The organism is Lacticaseibacillus sp. 30 (genome assembly GCF_053819265.1).
In genome coordinates, this window is the sequence record NZ_JBSOQX010000007.1 from 115,369 (window position 1) to 136,226 (window position 20,858).

Annotated in this window: 21 protein-coding genes and 1 pseudogene; 16 read left to right on the forward strand and 6 right to left on the reverse strand. The window is 43.5% G+C overall.

What is annotated here, in order from left to right; translation table 11 throughout:
* Window positions 1-45: 45 nt before the first annotated feature.
* The 6 genes and pseudogenes from ACWPAB_RS06765 to ACWPAB_RS06790 all read left to right on the forward strand — a co-directional run bounded on the left by ACWPAB_RS06765 (window position 46) and on the right by ACWPAB_RS06790 (window position 4,517).
* Window positions 46-675, forward strand: a complete 630-nt coding sequence (locus tag ACWPAB_RS06765) for a glutathione S-transferase family protein (protein WP_003570028.1) — start codon at window positions 46-48, stop codon at window positions 673-675.
* Between the two features lie 195 nt (window positions 676-870).
* Window positions 871-1,509: an SAP domain-containing protein gene (locus tag ACWPAB_RS06770; protein ID WP_003584261.1), complete on the forward strand. Its 639-nt coding sequence runs from the start codon at window positions 871-873 to the stop codon at window positions 1,507-1,509.
* Between the two features lie 266 nt (window positions 1,510-1,775).
* A complete protein-coding gene (locus ACWPAB_RS06775) occupies window positions 1,776-2,669 on the forward strand; it encodes a GNAT family N-acetyltransferase (RefSeq protein WP_003570031.1) in 894 nt (297 codons plus the stop codon).
* Complete coding sequence (locus ACWPAB_RS06780; RefSeq protein WP_003584267.1) at window positions 2,656-3,129, forward strand: GNAT family N-acetyltransferase; 474 nt, start codon at window positions 2,656-2,658, stop codon at window positions 3,127-3,129. The genes ACWPAB_RS06775 and ACWPAB_RS06780 overlap by 14 nt, the downstream gene beginning before the upstream one ends.
* A 113-nt stretch (window positions 3,130-3,242) precedes the next feature.
* Window positions 3,243-3,461, forward strand: a pseudogene (locus ACWPAB_RS06785) (iron ABC transporter permease); the annotation flags it as partial.
* Between the two features lie 198 nt (window positions 3,462-3,659).
* A complete protein-coding gene (locus ACWPAB_RS06790; RefSeq protein ID WP_016366824.1) occupies window positions 3,660-4,517 on the forward strand; it encodes a DegV family protein in 858 nt (285 codons plus the stop codon).
* A 117-nt stretch (window positions 4,518-4,634) separates the two neighbouring features.
* Here ACWPAB_RS06790 and ACWPAB_RS06795 read toward each other — a convergent pair whose 3' ends face one another.
* The 5 genes from ACWPAB_RS06795 to ACWPAB_RS06815 all read right to left on the reverse strand — a co-directional run bounded on the left by ACWPAB_RS06795 (window position 4,635) and on the right by ACWPAB_RS06815 (window position 9,416).
* On the reverse strand, window positions 4,635-5,243 hold the full coding sequence (locus ACWPAB_RS06795) for a response regulator transcription factor (protein WP_003565084.1): 609 nt from the start codon (window positions 5,241-5,243) through the stop codon (window positions 4,635-4,637).
* Window positions 5,240-6,277, reverse strand: a complete 1,038-nt coding sequence (locus ACWPAB_RS06800; protein ID WP_003570038.1) for a sensor histidine kinase — start codon at window positions 6,275-6,277, stop codon at window positions 5,240-5,242. Before ACWPAB_RS06800 ends, ACWPAB_RS06795 begins: the two co-directional genes overlap by 4 nt.
* A gap of 67 nt (window positions 6,278-6,344) precedes the next feature.
* Window positions 6,345-7,109 carry an ABC transporter permease gene (locus ACWPAB_RS06805; RefSeq protein ID WP_003570039.1) on the reverse strand — a complete coding sequence of 255 codons (765 nt, stop codon included), beginning with the start codon at window positions 7,107-7,109 and terminating at the stop codon, window positions 6,345-6,347.
* The gene (locus tag ACWPAB_RS06810) at window positions 7,106-7,993 is read right to left on the reverse strand and encodes an ABC transporter ATP-binding protein (protein ID WP_003570041.1); all 888 of its coding nucleotides are present in this window, start codon (window positions 7,991-7,993) and stop codon (window positions 7,106-7,108) included. Before ACWPAB_RS06810 ends, ACWPAB_RS06805 begins: the two co-directional genes overlap by 4 nt.
* A 196-nt stretch (window positions 7,994-8,189) precedes the next feature.
* Window positions 8,190-9,416 (reverse strand): hypothetical protein, encoded by a 1,227-nt coding sequence (locus ACWPAB_RS06815; RefSeq protein WP_003570043.1) that lies wholly within the window; start codon window positions 9,414-9,416, stop codon window positions 8,190-8,192.
* Window positions 9,417-9,613: 197 nt separating this feature from the next.
* On the opposite strand from ACWPAB_RS06815, the gene ACWPAB_RS06820 reads away from it, so the two are divergent.
* From ACWPAB_RS06820 to ACWPAB_RS06855, 8 genes are all read left to right on the forward strand, one after another.
* Entirely contained in the window at window positions 9,614-10,018 is a 405-nt protein-coding gene (locus ACWPAB_RS06820) for a MerR family transcriptional regulator (protein ID WP_003570045.1), read from the forward strand.
* On the forward strand, window positions 10,011-10,337 hold the full coding sequence (locus tag ACWPAB_RS06825) for a YrdB family protein (RefSeq protein ID WP_003584272.1): 327 nt from the start codon (window positions 10,011-10,013) through the stop codon (window positions 10,335-10,337). The genes ACWPAB_RS06820 and ACWPAB_RS06825 overlap by 8 nt, the downstream gene beginning before the upstream one ends.
* 62 nt (window positions 10,338-10,399) lie before the next feature.
* Window positions 10,400-11,029, forward strand: coding sequence for a DUF2399 domain-containing protein (locus ACWPAB_RS06830; RefSeq protein ID WP_003570047.1), 630 nt, complete (start codon window positions 10,400-10,402; stop codon window positions 11,027-11,029).
* Between the two features lie 44 nt (window positions 11,030-11,073).
* The gene (locus ACWPAB_RS06835; RefSeq protein WP_003570049.1) at window positions 11,074-11,727 is read left to right on the forward strand and encodes a GNAT family N-acetyltransferase; all 654 of its coding nucleotides are present in this window, start codon (window positions 11,074-11,076) and stop codon (window positions 11,725-11,727) included.
* A 373-nt stretch (window positions 11,728-12,100) separates the two neighbouring features.
* Window positions 12,101-12,370, forward strand: a complete 270-nt coding sequence (locus ACWPAB_RS06840) for a type II toxin-antitoxin system RelB/DinJ family antitoxin (RefSeq protein ID WP_003570051.1) — start codon at window positions 12,101-12,103, stop codon at window positions 12,368-12,370.
* A complete protein-coding gene (locus ACWPAB_RS06845) occupies window positions 12,363-12,665 on the forward strand; it encodes a type II toxin-antitoxin system YafQ family toxin (RefSeq protein ID WP_016363448.1) in 303 nt (100 codons plus the stop codon). The genes ACWPAB_RS06840 and ACWPAB_RS06845 overlap by 8 nt, the downstream gene beginning before the upstream one ends.
* 599 nt (window positions 12,666-13,264) lie before the next feature.
* A complete protein-coding gene (locus ACWPAB_RS06850) occupies window positions 13,265-13,957 on the forward strand; it encodes a hypothetical protein (protein ID WP_003570055.1) in 693 nt (230 codons plus the stop codon).
* A gap of 235 nt (window positions 13,958-14,192) precedes the next feature.
* The gene (locus ACWPAB_RS06855; protein ID WP_003570057.1) at window positions 14,193-16,370 is read left to right on the forward strand and encodes a Tex family protein; all 2,178 of its coding nucleotides are present in this window, start codon (window positions 14,193-14,195) and stop codon (window positions 16,368-16,370) included.
* A 424-nt stretch (window positions 16,371-16,794) separates the two neighbouring features.
* Here the strand turns inward: ACWPAB_RS06855 and ACWPAB_RS06860 are convergent, their stop codons facing one another.
* Complete coding sequence (locus ACWPAB_RS06860; protein ID WP_003584278.1) at window positions 16,795-17,352, reverse strand: helix-turn-helix domain-containing protein; 558 nt, start codon at window positions 17,350-17,352, stop codon at window positions 16,795-16,797.
* A gap of 500 nt (window positions 17,353-17,852) precedes the next feature.
* Between ACWPAB_RS06860 and ACWPAB_RS06865 the strand changes: the two genes are divergently transcribed.
* A complete protein-coding gene (locus ACWPAB_RS06865; RefSeq protein WP_016363450.1) occupies window positions 17,853-18,209 on the forward strand; it encodes a 4-fold beta flower protein in 357 nt (118 codons plus the stop codon).
* 608 nt (window positions 18,210-18,817) lie between these two features.
* Window positions 18,818-20,572, forward strand: coding sequence for a hypothetical protein (locus ACWPAB_RS06870; RefSeq protein ID WP_003584280.1), 1,755 nt, complete (start codon window positions 18,818-18,820; stop codon window positions 20,570-20,572).
* Window positions 20,573-20,858: the final 286 nt, after the last annotated feature.

Consider the following 20,858-nt stretch of genomic DNA (forward strand, 5'->3'; position numbering starts at 1 on the left):
TTGGCTTGCTTGTTCGATATTCATCGAATAAAGGAGATGTACCACATGCTTAAATTATTTTATGCTTCAGGAACCAGTGCAATGGCGCCGCATATTCTACTGACTGACGCGGGACTTAATTTTGAGTTGGAAAAGGTGAACTTAGATCAAAAAACTTGGCGCGGTGGCGATTACGATCAAATCAACGCCAAGTCTTATGTGCCGACCTTGCAAATAGCGCCAGAACAATACTTAACAGAATGTGCTGTGATTTTAGAGTACATTGACTTTCAAGCCCGACAAAATGATAGTAGCAATTATGCCACAGATGAATACTGGCAGGAGCGGGTGTGGCTCAACTATATTGCCACAGAACTCCACAAAAACTTTATTTCGCCTTTTCGGAAGGGTAATTGGCTACCTAATACGGATGATAGCAAACGGTTGGTGTGGCAGCGAGTTGCCCCGCGACTAGCTTATGTTGAAGCACGGTTTCAGGGACCATGGCTAATGGGGCAGCATTTTTCAATGACGGATCCTTATCTGTTTGTCATGACAAATTGGATGCACCGGCTTGATTTTTCATTTGATCATTTGCCAAAATTAAAGGCCTTTGACGAGCGAATGCGACAACGACCAAGTGTGCAGGAAGTTCTGCGGGTGGAAGGGAAGCCGCACAGCGTTACTGATGGTTAATGCGGGTGAAGCAGTGACGCTTGTGTCTTTCTTGTGTCCGAACGACACTATTGACAAGGTCTGCTTGAACGAGACTCATGCTTCAAGTAAACTTGTCGGTACTTTTACAGATCATTGATGTTCAAAATGAGTGAGACAGAGCCATCAATTTTGCTGATAGTAACCTATTCTGCGATCACAATCAGGAGTAAACTGTTGGATTTAAATGAAGACTTTTTCAAACATTATCATTACAAAACAGAGTTGGTGGCAATTTGCCGACAGCATCGTTTACCTGCTGGTGGTACAAAGGCGGTATTAAATCAGCGTTTGCAAGCATTGGTGGCAGGGCAGCCGCTTGACACACCAACGAGCAAGGTTAAACGACTGGCTAAACCTGTTAAGGAATTATCGGTAACGACGCCGCTCGCGAACTCTGGATTTTCCTTCAATGCTGAGGCGCGACAATTTTTTGCTGCGTACTTTCATGTCAGCAAGTTCGCATTCACAAAGCCTATGGCCGTTCTCAAACGTCAAGCGGAAGCGCAACCCCAATTAGCATTAACGGTCGCTGATTTAATTGACGTTTATCAGGCAATTCGCAATTCAAAAGCTCGCCAACAATTTCTCGCGGAAAATGCCGAAGAAAAAACATATGAATGGAATCGTTTCGTCCATGACTTTTTTGCTGATCCGGCGACTAGGCAATTTCGACCGCGCCTAAAGGTTGCCGCGATTCTTTGGCAACATGTCAAGCAATCAACCGCACCCAAGCAATACGTCCATAGCTTGTTGCAGGCTTATCATGAGGATATTGCCGGTTACGTTCAGGCCTCTTCAGAGATTGATCAATGAAACATTGAGCAATCATCCACAGCCCTCAAACAGGCCAACAATGCCATATACAGCGGCAATGTTGGCCTGCTTCTTATGGGTAATTATTATTCGGAATCTGAAAAAGCACATGTCTTAAAAGAGAATGATGACTCATAGTATTTGTTCAATTCGCTATTTGTTTTCTGTATAATCGTAACCATAAGTAAACGAACCTTCTTATGATTTTTTGGCGACTTGGTAAAATTACTGCAGGGAATGGCATTTGGGGGATTTTGGAGGAAGGAATGCAAATTAAAGCAGGGACGGCCGATCAGGGATGGGCTTTAGAAGAAAAACTGGACGAATTTAATCGGCATCAGCATCCCTTCAACGGAGCAGGTGCCGACGAGTCATTTGCGTACGTCATCAAAAAAGGTGACCAAGTGGTTGGCGGTGTCGCGGCGAGTTCGGATGACAATGCGATTGGTTATATCGAGTTGCTCTGGGTAGATGAAACCTTTCGGCGACAGGGGCTAGGACGTGTCTTGTTAGCGACTGTCGAACAAAACTTGCAAGCTGCTGGTTGCAAACGGGTGCGATTAGAAACTTTTGATTATCAAGCACCAGCATTTTATCGTGAAAACGGCTATCACGAATTTGCCAAACTTAATTACGACTATGCCGGTGTGATTGAATATTTCTTCGTCAAAATGTTATCGCTGCCAATCGGCTACGACATACCACCGGCTTTTTCAATTGAAGTAGCTGAAGACCTAGCGATGGAAGCCATTGAGAATAAGCTTCACGCCTACAATGTGAAAATGAAACCACTACTGCAAGAAAAAATGGGTGTGACTTTTACTTTTTTAGCGGAAGAAAATGGCCAATGTATTGGCGGCATTTTCGGTTACAGCACCATGTATAAAATCGGCTATATTGAAAGTCTATGGGTAGCTGAAACGAACAGACATGCAGGTGTTGGCACGGCTCTCGTTGATGCTTTATTAAATGCCTTAAAAGATTTTGGCTGTCCGATTGTTCACCTCGATACCATGTCGTATCAAGGGGCGGCGTTTTATAAGGCACTTGGCTTTGAGCAATTTGGCCAGCTGACCTACCCGGAAATTGACGCAGCAGAGTTTTTTTTCGTCAAACACTTAGTTTCAGTTGGAGAAAGGACAATAAATGCCAACAAATAAAGGTATCACAGTCGCTCGCGAAGAAGATCCAGATCTAAAGCAAGCAATTGTGCAGGCTGTTTTGGCCGATTTGCCCGAATGGTTTGGCTTGCCGGATGCAACTAACGCTTATGTTGAAGAGGCTGCAAAACTGTCTTTATGGGTTGCTTGCTATGAGGGTCAGGCGATTGGGTTTATCGATTATCGCCAAACCAGCAAGGCAAGCGGCGAAATCAGTTGTATGGGCATTAAGAAACACTTTCATCATCAAGGGATTGGCCATCAGCTGGTAAAGGCATTAGAAGCCGACGCTAAACAACATGCGCACTACCTGCAGGTAAAAACGGTTGATGAAGGTCATTATCCTGAATATGATCAAACCATCCGTTTTTACGAGTCAGTGGGATTTGAGCGATTGGAAGTTTTCCCGACATTATGGGATGCTTGGAATCCTTGTTTGGTGTTGGTCAAGAAGCTTTAATAAGCGGCCAAATCGCCCAGAACAAAGTCAATAAAAATCGCCATGCCTGACAGAACAGATCGGCTCGTGTAAACTTGATATGCGTAAGCGCATTCAAAACGAGGGATTAGTATGGTGCCATTCTTTCATGGGTCACGATGATCTCAGAATTATCCACATCCATTCTGTTGTACAACGTCAAGACTCGAACAATGACAGTAGCCATTTATACCGAAGTTATTCGTGGAAATTACGGCGTTGCCGCTGCACTATCAACGATTTTGACCGCGTTGACAGTGATTTCCTTGCTAATCTTCATGAAAGTTTCTAAGAATGGGGATATTGCGATGTAACCACAAAACTTCGTCGGAAATAGGACAAAAGGGAGTTGACCGTGACTGGTTGACTCTCTTTTTGCTGTGGAAGCGACTTTTGTTGGCAAAACTGGCTGAATATTCACATGAACGGAAAAAGATATATGTGGTGAACCTATTTACATCTAGTCTTAGAAACCATATAATATGGATATTAAAGCCGCAAGGAGGCAGAACATGACCAAAAAAATTGCAATTGTCGTTGATTCGGGTTCTGATGTCCCTCAAAGTGTTCTTGATGAAAATAAAAATATTGCAGTCGTACCGCTGAATATTACTATGAATGGGCATAATTACCTTGATGCAGTTGATATCACACCGGATGAATTTTATTCGGCGCTAGCAACGGCAGAAACATTGCCGCAGACTTCAAGTCCGTCACCGCAAGCTGCCAAAGAGGCGATGGATAGGCTGTTCACGGCTGGTTATCAGCAAATCCTCGGTATCACAATTTCGAGCGCGTTGTCTGTGACGAACAACGTCTTTCAATTGGCCGCGCAAGATTTTCCCGCTGACACCGTAACCATTCTTGACACAAAAAGCATCGGCATTGGCAGTGGCATCCAAGCAGCCTATGCCGCATCATTGATCAATGCAGGGGAATCCTTTCAGGACGTGATTGCAAAAGTTCGTGCCTCAATCGTCAAAAGTCGGATTTATTTCTACGTGCCAACCTTGAAGTACCTCAGTGCCGGCGGTCGAATCGGCCGAGTGGCAGGCCTTGTCGGTTCGGTTTTGCACATTAAACCGGTGATCTCATGTGATCCAGAAGGCGTCTACTACCCGCTTTTTAAGGCGCGATCTGAAGAAAAGGCGATTCAGAAGTTGGTTGAACAAGTCAAACAGGATTGCCTAAATAGCACCCATTATCGTTTGGGTGTTGCTCATGGTCAAAATCCATCCTTGGTTAAAAAGTTGGCAGAAAAATTGCGCGAGGTGACTGGTCGACCGGTTGATTTTATTGGTGAGATTTCGCCGTCATTGGGGGTTCATACAGGACCGGGACTGATTGGTGCAACGATTCAGTCGTATTAAGCGTCACGAGAATGAGCCATGCTTCATAGACTTGACCTGAACTGACATCAAATTAACAATGCCCGTTTCTCAATATGTTGGGAAACGGGCATTGTTTGTTTTGCTTGATAGAATCTGTTACTCCAACCACTTATTCTTCTTAGCCATCTGCACTGCCTCAATTCGATTATGAACACCGAGTTTACTGAAAATAGCAGACAAATAATTGCGGACGGTTCCTTCCGAGAGAAACAGCGATGCAGCAATTTGTTTTGAGGATAAGCCGCTGGCGACTTCTGCCAAAACAGCGAGTTCGCGATCAGTAAGGGGATTGCTTTCAGCGGTCACCATATTCGTGACTAATTCCGGGGCATAAACCGTTTGGCCCGTCATCACTTTTCGAATAACATCAATCAAATCATCACTGGGGCTGTCTTTGAGCAGATAACCATTCACTTGGGCAGCAATAGCGCGTTCAAAGTAAGCTTTCTGCGCGAAGGTCGTTAAGATAATAATTTTTGTTGCTAACTGGCTGCCATGAATCTTATCGGCAACGTCCAATCCGGTTAACTTGGGCATCTCAATATCTAGAACGGCAACGTCCGGTTTGAGTTGCTGAATGTCCTGCCATGCTTTTGCACCATCACCAGCACTGCCTAGTACGTGTAGATCATCTTCCAAGTCTAGTAGCTGGGTGAGGGCGGAGTTTAACATACTTTGATCTTCCGCGAGATATAAGGTAATCATTGTGATAGCTGCTCCTTTGGTAAAGTGAGTGAAACTTGAGTGCCTTGGCGGTTGTGATTAATCGTAAACGTTCCATTAACTTCTTTCATACGTTGTTGCATGCCACTAATACCGTTTGATCCTGTGCGCTTATAACTTTTGGAATGGCCATCATCTTGAATCTCAACCAGATAGCCATTTGGATTCTGCTCAAATATCATCTCTACCTGATGCGCGTGAGCGTGGCGGATGACATTGGTGATAGCCTCAGAAATGACCGCACTCAGACGAATTTGTACTTTTGTCGGCCATTCAGCGGCCTCACTTTCGCCACTGGTTAGCAGAACGACATTTGCCTCAGCAAGATTCTTGCCTTGCATCAACATCATTTCGCTGAGGGACTGCTGGTGCAGATCGTTAACAATCGAACGGACTAACTGTAAGTCATCTCGACTAGTTTGTGCAATATCGTCTAACTCTTGAGCGACGCGGTCAGGCGCCTTCACGAGCAACTTTTTTGCTAATTCGGTTTTAAGCGTAATCATCGAAAAGCTCTGACCGAGCGTATCGTGCAAGTCTCGGGCGATTCGTTCGCGTTCACCGCGCCGGACAATTGCTTGAAGTCGCCGATTGGTTTGACGTAATTGCCGTTGATGGATAACTGACCGGGAAACAGTATAAGAGATGATAGGCGAAACAAGTGGAAAAATCAGATTAAACATATCAGGATTATTGATATTGATAATCCCGGGATGAAGCTGATTAACGCGCCATAAACTTACAAAAATGATTAAATAAAAAGCCGCGGCAAACCAACGGAAATATTTTCGTGGAAAACGGGCTAAGATAAAAGGAACTTGCCAACCAGGGTAAATAATCATGTAATTGTTGAGGGCAAAAATAGAGAAAATGCCTGCAATGGCGAGTTCAAGCGGAATCGTAACTGGCAGCCAATGATCGACCTCGTTCACTAAGATATAGACAATTAGAAACAGGATACCTAAACCTATCCAAAGCCAATCATTGATTGATTTTACTGGCACAAATTCTGACATGATGTACGGCAAATAGACCAGCCAAATATAGCTGGTCCATTCGAGATTTCTTAACCATGAACGGAGACTATGCCTCACCCAAAGCCACGCCCTTTCGTTGTTCGTGTTTGGTCATAGCAACAACTAGCAAACTGCCAAGCACAAACCAGACCACAATACCAACTAAATTAGTTAAGTCTACTGTAGCACGTGAAGTGAGTTGATTTAAGAGCTTGTTTACAAAGTAGGTTGGCATCTGTTTGCCAATAACTTGTAACCAGTTTGGCAGCATGGTGATTGGCCACCACAAGCCGCTGATAATCGCCATTGGAAAGGTGAGCAGGTTACTAGCAAGACTGAGCATTTCTTCGCGATGGATATACGACAATGCGATGCCGATCATGAGCACTGGCAGCTGTCCAATCAAAACGACACCAAGGAGTCCTAGCCATTGGTCGGTACCAAGGCTCACATTATTGACACCAACAGCAATGCTGCCTAACACGATGACTGAGAGTAAACTCATCATGAGCATCCAAAAGGTGATTGACACATAGTAGGGCAAAGTGCCATGCGGAGATAGTCTTAGAAAGGTTGTGAACCCCTTATCGCGGTCACGCTTTAAGATGGATGCAATGCTGAAGAAAGCATTAATCAAAATGCTATAAACAATCATCTGATCCATATAACTGATATTAAAATATTTAATTTCAGTTGCAGAGCCGCTGATCATCATTTTGGTATAGAGCAAATAAAATCCTGCGGGCATTAAGAGTGAGAAGAAAATAAACGAAGAATTGCGGACGACTAACCGCTTGCCATCAAAGGCCAGTTGCGCTAAGAGTGTTTTCATTTTTCTGTCTCCTGTTTAGTTAATTGTAAGAAGATATCTTCAAGTGATTCCCGACTGAGGTTGATTTGATGCAAACGATCAAGCATTGGGACGAGTGACTTAAGCGTTTGATCGCCATTGTTGCTATGGATCGCAAGTTTGGAACCGATACTGTGAACCTGATCAACAGCAGCGAGTCCTTTAAAGATGGCAGGTTGCAGATCGGTTTCAAAAGTAATGGTAGCGCCTAAATGCTTTTTTTGAAGTTGTTGGAGTGAGCCGTCAAAAGTGAAACGACCATCTTGTAAAATCAACAAACGATCAGCGACCTGTTGAATTTCTTCAAGATAATGACTGGTGATGATAATCGTTTTCCCTTGTTGCCGGAGTTGCTCGATTTTGTTCCAGAATTCTTTGCGTGCAGTGGCGTCCATGCCGACAGTCGGTTCATCAAGAAAGAGCAAATCAGGCTGACCAATTAAGGCAACGGCGAATGTAACTCGACGTAACTGACCACCGGAAAGACTGCCGAGCCGTTGCGATTTAAGCTGTTGCAGTTGCAGCTCTTCGAGTAATGCAGCTGGATCAAGCGCATCAGGCGTCTCGGCAGCAGCAAGAGTCAGAATATCCCCAACCGTGATGCTAGGAATGATCATGTCGCCTTGCAGCATTGAACCAAGTCGTGCCTTGATAGCAGTTGTACCTGGTTGTTGATCAAAAACCTTGACGGTACCTGTTCCCGATAGTAGTCCGAGCAAGATATTAAGTAATGTGGTCTTTCCTGCGCCGTTAACGCCAATTAAGCCGACAATTTCACCTGGCTGAACCGTCAAATTAATGTCTTTTAGGACTGCTTTATCACCGTAGCTAAATTTTAAATGTTCTGCTTGAATTACTGTGGTCATTTCGTCCACCTCCACCATTGATACTACGCGGTGGGTGGGCTAGCCAGTAGTCGCGAATGTCATGAATGGTATGTGACAAATGTCATGATCCCTATGAAAAAAGCCTATCTTTGAATTTAATCAAGCACGGTCAATAAAAAGCGGCTATCTGAAAGCTTAGTGAGGCTTCGCAGGTAGTCGCTTTAGTTGTAGCACACTATAACGGTATATCCGCACCTTGATGCAAGCCTTTCTTAGTCTGATCGAAACTTTTATCGGACTTAAAGGCCCCAATGAGCTGCCGCATGTTCATGTCACTGTCACGGATTTCAGGCATGGTAGGACGCAAAGTGGTACCGGAAACCGTGAGGCTGTATTGACTAGCAAGACTGGTAATAGGCGTTTTGGACTGATACATATTGTAGAAGGCAACCTGCTCACCATCAATCAGGGCATAAAACATATAGTCTGTCTGATTGACCGAAGGGATAAACTCAGAGAACACGATGAGTTTGCTGCTAGATCCCAGGACGAGATGATAACTGTAGGTTTCACTAGTACTGTTTGCGTAGTCAGCGACTTCGGATTGTTGTAAGCCGTTGAGGGTCCAGTAAGCCGTGAAGAACAAGGCCGCCCGGTCAGCATCTGTCAGACTCGCTAGCTCACTGGCAGGTGCAAGTGGTGCTGTTTTCATAGCATCAATCGGGTAGGTGGTGTCGGTATTTTGCGTCCATGAACTTGAAGTGGCCGATTCATTGGTGACTTCGGACGAGGAACTTGCAGTGGAGGCACTGCTGCTAGATACCGTCCTTGGTAGGCGCGTTTGTGAAGCCATCTCTGACGCGACTGGCAACCAGTTAAAGGCACCAGTTAAAGCCAGAAAAATGGCACCGACCATCAAAATGCCCTGGAGACTGATCCGGAGTTGATATTGTCGTTTCAACAAATGCTTCGGCGTCCAATAAAGGTCCGTTGCATCGCTATCATGGTCGTGATCCGCTTTCTCAAGTAGCTGAAATAACCACTGCGTCAGGTAAAACCAGATCATGCGACTGATCAACGCTAAGGCCATACCACCAAAAAGAAAGATGTTTTGAATCTCGTTGTTTGAGGCCGCGAGCATTTCGGCTAGTCGAAGTCCGAATGGTGACGTCATCAGGTCAGCGGAAAATACGTCTTGGTAATGCATGACAATTGCTGTTACGAGGCCAATTGCTGCGAGCACATCCAAAGCAATGGCAACGAGTCGCCAGTTGCGTTTGCTAGGATGAGATCGGTAGATACCGCGCACATAGACAATTCGGGCACCGCGGACTTGGCTAGGAAACATCATCTTGTGCTGCTCAAGCTGAATATCCACGATTCGGTTGGTGTTGAGATGTTGTAACGCGATCACTACTAAGACGGCAATCAGAAAAAGGCTGAGAATAAAATAGAAAATCATGGGGTTCTCCTTTGCTAAACAGCGGCTCAAGCAGATGGCGATCACTGGTTTTACAGATGCGGTGTAACGATCAAAAAAGTTGTTGACAGACATCATGATAATTAGATCTAGAAATAGCTTGTCGATCATTTTCTAGTCCTTGACCTTGATGTATACTCCAATGTTATTCTGATGACACGAAAAAAGGGGATTTTCTTATGAATATTAGGACATTTGCGCAACAATCCGGTGTTAGCAAAGATACGTTGAGGTTTTATGAAAAGACTGGCTTGATTGTGCCATCAAGGGGTGAAAATCATTATCGCGATTATACCCCAGATGATGTGGTTAAGTTGCAGATCACGCGAAATTTAAAAGCGGTTGGGTTGTCTTTAAATGAAATCAGCATGATATTGCGAATGTATGATGCGCCAGTGACAAAGGCTTGTCGCGAAGATACCTTGGCCATTTTGCAAAGTTATCGCGAAGTCTTTAAATGCCGGGCGAAGCTGGATCTTGCCCTTAGCAACATAGCGCTTGATATGACCACTGCCATTAAAATGCAGGCAGGGGATGATGCAATGATGACATTATTTAAAAAGATAGGGGCACTTAATGATTAAAACAATTGCAGACGGGATTCGTTTTCTGTTAGAAATTGCAACAGTTGTGTTATTGATCATCGCTGGGTTCAATAGTAGCGATCTTGTGGTTAAACTAACTGTGGGTGTGATAGCGCCGGTGCTCGGCATTCTTTTTTGGGGTCGGTTCATGGCCCCAATGTCGCTTCACAGGTTGCCAACAATTGGCCGGGTGATAACGGAAATACCCATATTTGGGGGAACGTCGTTGGCAACGTATTTGCTAACAACACATAAAGCCGCATTGATTTATGGCGGCATAGCATTGATAGATACTTTGATTGAGCATCTAATACCGTGAGTTGATTTAATTTAACTGGCTAGTAGGTATTTTGTCTTGGTTGGTGCATACTTAGGGGGGAAATGCTTTGTCCGGAAAAGCTCACAACGTACTGCTTTAAATCGGGTCAGGTCAACGAACTGACTGCCCGACTCATCGGCATGGCCTTTACCTCGGCTAATATTTTTGACACCGACTTGCCCCAACCGTTGACCCTCAATCCTTGGCAGCTCACGTCTATGCTCGACTTTCCACTGAAAAGCAAACAAGCCGTTGTCATCGAAAACAACGGCGTCTTTGCTTTACTACACCAAGAACATCCCGACTGGCCGTTAATCTTACAGTCTGGCAACGACTTTAACGAGGTTTATGTCCAACTCATCCAACGACTTGAGGCGCGGGGGATACGCTACGTTTATCTCGGTGATCTCGACAGCGCCGGTATTCAAATGGCCGATCAGTTTGCAAAGCTGTTGAAGCAAACATCAGCCGAAGAAGTGGCGGCGTTGCAACAACCAACCGATGTTCGACTTTGGTTAGCCGATCTTGGCAAAATAGACGCTCGCCGCACCAAGCAACGCAAGGTCGTCTCGCCGGTCTATCAAGCAGAGATGACGACGATTGCACTTTTTGGGAAGTTTATTGAGCAGGAACAGTTGATGGGGGTTTATGAGGTGCGGATTGCTGAGTGGCTTGAAACGACAGAAGTTTGATGAAAAGCTATTTGATAAAGGCCCTATACACATGAGGAGAAACTATGGTTACTTACACAATCAAAAACTATCATCCAGAAATGCTGGAAAGTTGGCTTCGTTGTCGCGCCTTGGCCTATATGCGAAGTTCGTTTCAAGATGAAATCACGGCTGAAAAAGAGCATGTTTCGGCTGACAATGGCATCTCATTAGTTGCCGTCAAGGATCAGCAGGTAATTGGTATTGCCGAGGCGATATTTTTAGATCATGGTGAGGCAAAGGCTGAGTCATATGGTTTGCCTCCAAACACTGTGCTTACAACACTTGATACGCTGGCGGTGCATCCTGATTATCAGCATGTCGGGATTGCCAAAGCATTGCTGACACATTTAAAGAAGCAACTAGAGTCGCGAGGCGGCGTTTTGCTAATTTATACGCTAGATGATGAGGCGGCAAATGGATTATACAAGACAATTGGCGCCAAACTTTGTTATAAAGCCTCAATTGTTCATGGCCACAGTCCCCACAATCACGTGCCGCAATGGACTGATTTTCAGGTGACAAAAGATGGAGAAGTTACTGTTTATGATGAACACGGTAATGAAGTCCCATATGGGCAAGATATGGAAACATACTATGTCGGTAAGGTCAGAAACTTCAAAGAGCTTACGAGTATTAGTGAAATTGTGACCGAGCATGTGTATACATTGGCAGTCTAAGCAAGATCCATCTTTATGTATTGATAAATGATTCAATAAACCTTGTTTACTGCAAAAATTAAGTTCATGTTTTTTCGTTAAAAGTTTGATCAATAAAATGACCAATCCGTAGTGATCGATCTTTGAGGACCGGTTGAATTTTACTTATTTAGCGGCTGTTGACCTAGCCAGGTACAAAATATCTTGCAGAACCGGTTTCACAATAGTGGTTGTTGAATAATTCATAACGTATGATGGCAGTTACGCTTCCTTTTGTGCGAAGAAAAAGCCAGAAATTCGGTTGAATTCATCTCACATGATGTTATCCCACTGTGCTTACATTGGGATAATTCGTGATATAATTAAGTTGTTAGATAGGAAGGAGTGGTTAGCAATGGCAGCCACAAAGAAGGAAACTCGCTTGAATATTCGTGTTGATCCTGAATTAAAAAGTGCTGCTCAAATCGTAGCAAATGATATGGGCATCGACTTGACCGCAGCTGTTACGATGTTCATGACGAAAATGGTGAAAGATCACGCCCTCCCGTTTACCCCAACAAGTCTACCAGTTGAAACCTTACAGGCGCTGAAAGAAGCAAAGCACCCAGAGCTGCTCAAAAAATACAGCACGCCTGATGACATGTGGAGAGACTTGAATGTATAGTCTGGTTCCGACGCCTACATTTAAGCGCGATCTAAAACGACTCTCCAAGAAGCATTGGCCGATGGACGAACTAAAGACGGCTGTTAATCTCCTAGCCGCTGGTACAAATGCTGAACTATTAAGCAAAAAGTATGCAGATCATGCCTTGTCCTCAAGCAGCGAGTGGAAAGGATATCGTGAACTATATGTTGACGGCCCTCGTGGCGACTGGTTGCTAATCTATAAAATTGAGCAGCAAGATCTTATTTTAACCCTAGTTAGAACCGGATCTCATCATAACCTTCTGGTTAAATAGAATTACGAAAGGCCGTCCAAAAAGGGCGGCTTTTGTGTTGTGGTCAACCAGCAGATTCATTCGTCAATATACACGTGACTTCACGCCAATCTTCAATCAGCGATTAGAAATCGCGAACTCGTCGGCCCAGTAAAAATGTTCAGCTATCGAGATGAGTTGGGTGATCTGGGGAAGTGAGCATCAATAAGATGCCAATCTTTATCATGCAGGTTTGGGACGAAAATTTAGCCCAATGGTGACACGGTTCATCACTTAAAACGGTGGACTATGGGTTACAACGGCCAACTAAAATATCGATTATCAATTCTTTGGTGACTAATAGAGTGAAGCTGCCACCTTTGCCTGACAGAAGAAATGCGTTGATTGGGTTCATCATGAAGGCAAATAAGGCGACTTATCTGGCGAATGACCGCGGCTTTGATGAATGGTATGTCAAACAGTATGAGCACTGGTTGGAACAGGAAGCTTCTGTTGGAAAATAGTAAGGGTTGCCGATGGCCGTCTATCAAATTCGCACGAAAACCATTTTGCTGGGTAAAACGCTGATTTTATGGCTTTAGTTTTGAGATGAGCGTAGGTTAAGCTTAAGATGTTCGTGGATGACTATTAGAAAGTTTTCAGTCACAGGACTAGACGGCTTTCTAGAGCAAAGCAGTTTCAAAACGGCACTTGAATTTGCAAAAAAATTGCTAGGGGTGGTTGCAGTGAACGGCAAACTTGGACCAATGCTTTACAAGGTTGGCGATATCGTTAACTGGTCAGACGGCACCGAGAAACATGTAGGCGAAATTATCATTGCTGATTTTGGCGGCTCATTGGAAATGTTGGGAGAGCAACATTCTTATGACATTAGAAGTGTGCTGAATGGGAAACCAACACTTGTCAAACATATTCCGGAAGCTTGGATCAAACAGCGACTTTCGACTAAACTTGAACGTCAAAAAGGTCTGGAAGAGTTGCGCGCCAAGGCAGCACAGTTTGACGATGACGCGTCTCGGACTGAATTTGATCCTGAAGATGGCTTAAACATGGCCACTCCAGATGGATATTATGAATTTGAAACGTATTCAGGAAGTCGTTATCAAGTTGCCATTCATGGGAAGAATCGGCAACTGATCCGAAAAAATGCCACAGCCGCTATGCGTCAGGACGGCGCCGCTATCGAGATCATCTATATGGAAATTATCCCGGGTCGATCGGGCTATCTTGTTTTAGAACCTTTGGGGGAAGGCGAGGTAACAACACGACTGACTTCGCAGGTCGTTCGTGTTTGGCGAATCGAAATTTCATGAGGCGGCTTACTTTCGACTTTTTGCCAAAATAGTCGGTTAGCCACGCATTGTGAGTGCGTAACGCTACCTGACGATCATTGTCATAAGCGACTTACCTTTTGAAATTTTTCGTGATCGAATCACCGAGCCAGAGTGGTTACTGATGGCATAAGGTTTTATATCAGGCAACTGGTTGTTATAATGGTGACTGCTGAATAACTAATTATCTTGACTAGAAATCGTGAGGAACAACAACTTGATTGAAGAACAAACTGTTCAATTAGTCCAACAAAGTTTAACCGGCATCACCGATCGACAGATCAATACCGTTTTGAATTTGATGCAAGAAGGCAACACGGTACCGTTTATCGCGCGTTATCGTAAAGAAATGACAGGCAGCCTTGATGAAGTACAGATTCAGGCAATTGAGGAAGCTTATAAACGTGCGACTGCTTTGCAAGATCGTAAAGCGGCCGTCATTAAAAGCATCGCCGAGCAAGGAGCACTGACTGCCAAGCTGGAACAGCAGATTCAAGCCAGTACCAAACTGCAAGATGTGGAAGATATCTATCTACCATACAAGCAGAAGCGCCAGACCAAGGCGATGGTGGCTAAGTCGCGCGGCCTTGAACCATTCGCCAAATGGTTGCTTGCTTTTCCAAACGGATCTCTTGAGCAGGAAGCCCAGAAGTACGTTGATCCAGCCAAAGAAATTGCCACCGTCCAGGATGTTTTAGATGGCGCCCACGAAATTTTGGCGGAGACTTTTAGCGAAATGGCTCCGATTCGTAACTGGGTGCGCAATTTTACCATGCGCACAGGAACCATTAGCGCGACAGTCAAAACGAAGGGCAAAGAACTAGACGAAAAAGGCGTTTATCAGCAATACTACGACTTCGAGGAAACCGTCAAGAAGATGTCCTCAACGCGTACGTTGGCGATCAATCGTGGGGAAAAAGAGAAAATTCTGACGGTTAAAGTCAAAGTCGACACTGATGCTGTCCTGCATTACTTCCATTTTAAAATTATCGACAATCGGCCCAGTACGGAAGCAACGGCGTTTATTGAGGACGCTTACGAAGATGCATACAAGCGATTTGTTGGGCCAGCGATTGAGCGGGAAGTACGGAATGCGTTAACAACTGATGCCGAAGAGAAATCCATCAAGGTTTTCGGCCAAAATCTGTACAACTTGCTGATGCAAGCACCAATCAAAGGCAAGGTTGTGTTAGGTTTTGACCCGGCATACCGCACTGGCTGTAAATTGGCCGTCGTTGATGAAAATGGTAAGTTCTTGGCTAAGGCCGTGATTTATCCGCATAAACCAGCACCAGAAAAAAAGCGTCAGGAAGCCGCCCCAGAACTCATTGCGCTGCTTGAAAAGTATCAAGTGACGATGATCGCGATCGGTAATGGCACGGCGAGTCGGGAATCCGAGCAATTTGTTGCCGAAACGTTGAAGCAGATCAAACGTGATGTTTTTTACGTGATCGTGAATGAAGCAGGGGCATCTGTTTACTCTGCGAGCCAAGAAGCGCGTGATGAATTTCCCGACTTGCATGTGGAACAACGCAGCGCCATCAGCATTGCGCGCCGCCTACAAGATCCGCTCGCCGAACTCGTCAAAATTGATCCAGAGTCGGTCGGTGTTGGTCAGTATCAACACGACTTGCCAAGCAAAGATCTGTCCAATGAAGTCGATGTCGTGGTCGAACGCGCTGTGAACCAGGTCGGCGTGAACTTGAACACAGCCAGTTACCAACTGTTGACGCACATTTCCGGCCTATCCAAGACCATCGCAACTAATATCGTGCACTACCGCGATGAAAACGGCCGCTACAACAGCCGTGCAGAGTTGAAAAAGGTGCCACGTTTAGGACCGAAAGCATTTGAGCAATCAGTCGGGTTCCTCCGCATTATCGGCGGTAAAAATCCGTTAGACAACACCGACATCCATCCTGAAAGTTATCCAGTCGCTAAAAAAGTTCTGGCGGCAGCAGGTGTGACCGCCGCTGATTTAGGCGATGCAGCAGCAGTCGCTAAAATTCGCGAGGTGTCCATTGCGCCATTGGTAAATGAAGGGGTTGGTGCCGAAACCGCGAAAGATATCATCACCAGCTTACAAAATCCAGGCCGAGACCTGCGTGACAACATGGCCGCACCTATTCTGCGACAAGATGTCTTGACAATGGAAGATCTGAAAGTGGGGATGAAGCTAGAAGGCACCGTCCGCAATGTCGTCGACTTCGGCGCATTCGTTGACATCGGTGTGAAACATGACGGTCTCGTCCATGTCTCCAAGATGGCGCGCAAATTTGTGCGTGATCCAAAAACCGTGGTTGCCATTGGTGACATTGTTGAGGTTTGGATTGAGTCGGTGGATCTGGCGAGGGAGCGGATTCAGTTGACGATGGTGGATCCAGCAGTGGGGTAATGGTTAGGGCGAATGACTGTTAATTGGTGATCAGGAATAAAAAAAGAAGCGTTACTTTGATACTGGTTAGAAAGCAACCATGTAGAAGTAACGCTTTTTTTCGGCTGTACCGATCACTAAAGTAACGCTTCTTGTTCTATTATCCCGGTTGTGACCATCTTGGCCAGCTGACTCTCCTTGTTCAGATTCAATCCAACCAACTTTATCAGTGAATTAATAGCAAGGTTCGTTGCCGTGCCACTTTACTAATTGACAGATTCGTGGCGTCAATGCCAGTAAACTAAGAGATTACCAAAAACCACTTCAAGCGATATGTGTGGTTGAATTGGCTTTTTACCATAAGCAAGGATCTTTTTCGCAGATCTTTGCGCCGGGAACTGCATTAGGCTGCTGGAAAATGCTTGCTTAAACTTAGAAAAGAACTTTAGTTAGATTGCGTTTCGTGATCGGTGTTGTCTGCGAGGCGGACACCAAATGTGCCCTTTTTATTAACTTTTGCCGTATATGCGAGATGATAAATAGTTTCACCACGCTGCATGGCATCTTGAATCTTTTTGATCTCTGTTTCAGCTGTCGCTCTTGTGTGATACCAGCCAAGTTCAGCGAGACGGGTAGTCCCTAGAAAGCCTCGATGGCGACTTTCACCAATTAGAAGAAAAGAAGGTGCCGTTTTGCTAGGAATACCTTCCGCAACTTGAAAGCCCGTGTAACTGCCCAGCTGGTCATTGATCAAGGAAGTGATCGTGATTGAGTCGCTTGGAACACGAGTAGATGGTGCCTGCTGCTGTGGTTCGTCGCCGAGAAGATCAGCATAAGAGATACCTAAGATGGTTCTTAATTGCTCAATTTTATCAAGATCAGGTTCGGCTAAATCGTTTTCATACTTTGATATGGCTTGACGACTGATACCGAGGGCTTCTGCTAGGTCATTTTGGGAGAGTCCTTTTTGCTTGCGTAACTGCGTAAGTTTTTCACCAAACATTTTTCTCGCCTCCTTCTATATTTCAATTATCCGATAAATTTTTGCACCATACAAGCAATCAATGGTTGCAGATTGTTAACTGGAGGTTGCGAAAGTGAGCAACGAGGGGTGATTCCAGGAAAGTGAGGATCAGATTATATGTTCTGACGATTCTCGTGAAAAATACAAACTCATTCTGCAATACCAAAATAAATTGGTCTAGTAGTTGACGTTGAAACGCAATCTTTTTATGCTAATCAATGCAAATTTTTATCAATCAACGGACAGCATCTTTGTGGTGATTCACTAACCAGAATTGATTGGTATTGATAAAACTTGCATCAATTCAGATCACTCAGTCGGTGCTAATATATAGATTGAATAACAACATTTCGCAGGGCTGACTTCTTTGTCACAAAAGGTTTTAGCATCACACAAGAAGTTCAGATATTACAATGGCATATGTGGTTAATATCAAACGGTTTCGTGATAAAATTTATACCAAAAGGAAATGAGAGACTATGGACGAAGAATACTTTGACCGGTACGGGAAAATTTTTGGGTACTTTCATGACGATGACTTTTTTGCATGGAATGGTGCCCATCTAGGATTCAAAGACGGGAATGAACTGTATCAGGTTAACGGGAAATGGAGTGGCTTCTTGTACAACGGTTTTATTTACGATGTACGTGGTTATCCAGTTCTATTTCGGCAGAACGCGTTTGGTGGCCCAATAAAACCCATTCGAGCTATTAAACCCGTTCGTGGCATACGTCAAATTAAGTTCATACATGGAATTCGTTCAATCAAGCCCATTCGACCGATTCGGCAGCTTAGTTGGTCAAACTGTGATCCTACAGAAATATTTGGCAAGTAAGATGTTGAACTCGTCACCCAAACCTATACGCATTGGGGTAGTTTAGTTCGAAGGTAAATGCACACATTTGAGATTGAACAAAGTGTCTGCAAGTGTGGAATTATTCCTGCGTCTTAGCATTATGGCTAACAGTTGTATTGGCAGGAAGCTCAACATTCTTGATTTTTTTAATTTTGCTCTGCGATTTAATAGGTAAATTTAATAAATGTCATAGACCAACCTTACTGTGAAAAAGCCTTTTTGTATGATTGTATGTTGATCTTGCAAAAATATTTTGCCATAATTCCAAAGATGAATATAAAGATTATATATAATAAGTGAAAATATGAATCAAATATTTTCAACTGAACATCAACGTCACCTTTGTCGGAGCATTTTCGTATAATTTTATTTAATGTAATCTCATAGTTTTTAAGTAACAATGAAGTTTGATATCCGTTAGTTCATAATATTATTGCAACATTGTTGAAAGTCTAAATATTTTCGATTGTTATCACAGGGCTTCAATTTTGCAACTCAAAATCAACAAGGATGTTCTCGCTTTCACCATGTATTAAAGATATATTCGTTTAGATCAGTCACTGTCGCCACCATAGGAGCACAAAGCAATGGTTAATCAAAAGAAGACCGAAGAGCAAGCTGTGAATGCAATTAAATTTTATTTCGATTCAGTTGATTTTGTCGATACCTCAAAGATTGCAATAAATGACAAAGAACCGGGTCTTGACGGCGCTATCGATGTTTATGGCGTCAAAGATTCTGAGCAGTTTTCTAAATCTAACTTAAAGTTTTCTATGCCAGTTCAAGTAAAGGGAACGACCAAGAAAATTACAAATAATAAACATTCTGTTCAGGTGGTTGATCTTAGTTTTTACCAAAAGCACTCCAATGGTCTTGTCTATTTTGTTGTTTCCACATTCAATCATGAACGACGAATTTTCTTTCGGAAGTTGGCACCCCTTGATATTAAGGAAATTCTGGAGAAGGTCAGACTTGGGAAAGTGGCACAGAAGACTAAAACTCTATCATTCACAATAGTTCCAAATGATCCCAAAGCTCTTATCAACATATTCAGTGACCTCCATGCACAACAAGAGCGACAATCACGGAATGTTCTAGATTTATCCGAAATAGCAGGTCCAACTGGTGAAATAGTGGCAAAAGTGACTTCTCAACCGAAATATTTAGAAGATACTATTCGCAGTGGTGTTTATTTTTACCGAAAATCACTTGACTCCGTGACAGGTAAGAACATACTCATCCCTTACTCATCAGCAAAAGTCGCAGATATCTTCGAATTAGAAAGTGGAGTTATCTCAGACCGTCGTGGAAATTCACTTACGAGTAAAATCTACACGTCTAAAAAAACAGGACGGAAAGAACTTCTATTGGGCTACAAAGACAGCATTAAAATTTCATGGATACCGAAACAGAAAAGTAGCTCACCCATGGAAAAGGTACGAATTCATTTCACACCTCGTGGAGATTTCTCTCAACGCTTAGCTGATGTTAGCCTTTTGCTTGAATATCTTAGGACTCCAACAAAACCGACATCGAAAGAGGCTGAGAAGTGGAATACCTTCATTGACGCACTAACTCAACAAGAAGCCAGACTCCGGGCTATTATCGAAGATCTAAAAGTATTGAACATCCCCATTTCTTTAAATCCTGACAATCTAAAGGATGATGAAATAAAAAGTTTAAATAATCTTCAGCGGGTGTTGCACAATGATTTAGTCGTGAAGCCATTGGATCAACATGTGAATATGACCCTCGCCAGCAAAAAATATGATTTCTTTATTCATGAAAATCGTATTATCAATTATTTTACTCCTGCATTTCCAAAACATTATATAGTGCAGATCGATGATGAGAAAGGAAATCCTACTATTGTTAATCCTTACACTGGCATTTATGAAAACCTTGAGCAATACCCTAATTTTTCTATTGACTTAGTTATCAAGGGTTTCGGAGATGCGCCCTATGATAAACCTGAAATTGCAAATTATTACAACCAATATGTCTTGAATCTGTTGCTAGATTTTGATCGATCAGGTGAAGCAAAAATATTGTCTCTTGCTGAAATAATATTTAAAAAAGTTGAAAACAACTTGCCTAGAGAAATTGCAACCATAAATTCGGCACAAATAAAGAAAAGAATCTCGGGAATTCTTGGCTTGTCTGCTCTGAAATCTCTGATCCCTTTAACTGACAGTAAAGATCAATTGATTCAATTTGCTGCTTTTGTGTTGCTTGAGCAAAAGGAAGAGGTTTTGAAGAGGTGGCAAGACTTCTCTCCAGATCAGCAAACTGAGATGAAAGAGTGGCCAATATTTCACCTAGCTGCGCCAATGATTTCATGACGTAAACTTAGAATTGGTGTTTGTGCTTTTTAAAGAAGATTTTAACCTTAATTAAACAAAACAAGAGAATTTAATCGTGGTTCAAATTGCTTTTTAGGGTGTCCATTTGCTTTACATTCTCCACTAGTCCTAAATTGGGAAATGTCAAAACAACTTATAAAAGGGAAAGGAATATTAAAAAGTAATGAACACATTATCCAAAACCAATCCGAAAAGCTAACAAAGCTCACCTTCTGTTAAAGGGTCTACACTTTCTGGTGTTGAGAAATAATCAACACTGAACGTG

Excerpts from the sequence above, each read along its gene's own strand:
- ACWPAB_RS06865 (WP_016363450.1), top strand. The coding sequence starts at position 17,853 with ATGGACGAAGAATACTTTGACCGGTACGGGAAAATTTTTGGGTACTTT.
- ACWPAB_RS06820 (WP_003570045.1), top strand. The coding sequence starts at position 9,614 with ATGAATATTAGGACATTTGCGCAACAATCCGGTGTTAGCAAAGATACG.
- ACWPAB_RS06780 (WP_003584267.1), top strand. The coding sequence starts at position 2,656 with ATGCCAACAAATAAAGGTATCACAGTCGCTCGCGAAGAAGATCCAGAT.
- ACWPAB_RS06810 (WP_003570041.1), bottom strand. The coding sequence starts at position 7,993 with ATGACCACAGTAATTCAAGCAGAACATTTAAAATTTAGCTACGGTGAT.
- ACWPAB_RS06845 (WP_016363448.1), top strand. The coding sequence starts at position 12,363 with ATGTATAGTCTGGTTCCGACGCCTACATTTAAGCGCGATCTAAAACGA.
- ACWPAB_RS06815 (WP_003570043.1), bottom strand. The coding sequence starts at position 9,416 with ATGATTTTCTATTTTATTCTCAGCCTTTTTCTGATTGCCGTCTTAGTA.
- ACWPAB_RS06790 (WP_016366824.1), top strand. The coding sequence starts at position 3,660 with ATGACCAAAAAAATTGCAATTGTCGTTGATTCGGGTTCTGATGTCCCT.
- ACWPAB_RS06850 (WP_003570055.1), top strand. The coding sequence starts at position 13,265 with ATGACTATTAGAAAGTTTTCAGTCACAGGACTAGACGGCTTTCTAGAG.
- ACWPAB_RS06800 (WP_003570038.1), bottom strand. The coding sequence starts at position 6,277 with ATGTCAGAATTTGTGCCAGTAAAATCAATCAATGATTGGCTTTGGATA.
- ACWPAB_RS06870 (WP_003584280.1), top strand. The coding sequence starts at position 18,818 with ATGGTTAATCAAAAGAAGACCGAAGAGCAAGCTGTGAATGCAATTAAA.
- ACWPAB_RS06840 (WP_003570051.1), top strand. The coding sequence starts at position 12,101 with ATGGCAGCCACAAAGAAGGAAACTCGCTTGAATATTCGTGTTGATCCT.
- ACWPAB_RS06835 (WP_003570049.1), top strand. The coding sequence starts at position 11,074 with ATGGTTACTTACACAATCAAAAACTATCATCCAGAAATGCTGGAAAGT.
- ACWPAB_RS06860 (WP_003584278.1), bottom strand. The coding sequence starts at position 17,352 with ATGTTTGGTGAAAAACTTACGCAGTTACGCAAGCAAAAAGGACTCTCC.
- ACWPAB_RS06830 (WP_003570047.1), top strand. The coding sequence starts at position 10,400 with ATGCTTTGTCCGGAAAAGCTCACAACGTACTGCTTTAAATCGGGTCAG.
- ACWPAB_RS06795 (WP_003565084.1), bottom strand. The coding sequence starts at position 5,243 with ATGATTACCTTATATCTCGCGGAAGATCAAAGTATGTTAAACTCCGCC.
- ACWPAB_RS06765 (WP_003570028.1), top strand. The coding sequence starts at position 46 with ATGCTTAAATTATTTTATGCTTCAGGAACCAGTGCAATGGCGCCGCAT.
- ACWPAB_RS06805 (WP_003570039.1), bottom strand. The coding sequence starts at position 7,109 with ATGAAAACACTCTTAGCGCAACTGGCCTTTGATGGCAAGCGGTTAGTC.
- ACWPAB_RS06825 (WP_003584272.1), top strand. The coding sequence starts at position 10,011 with ATGATTAAAACAATTGCAGACGGGATTCGTTTTCTGTTAGAAATTGCA.
- ACWPAB_RS06775 (WP_003570031.1), top strand. The coding sequence starts at position 1,776 with ATGCAAATTAAAGCAGGGACGGCCGATCAGGGATGGGCTTTAGAAGAA.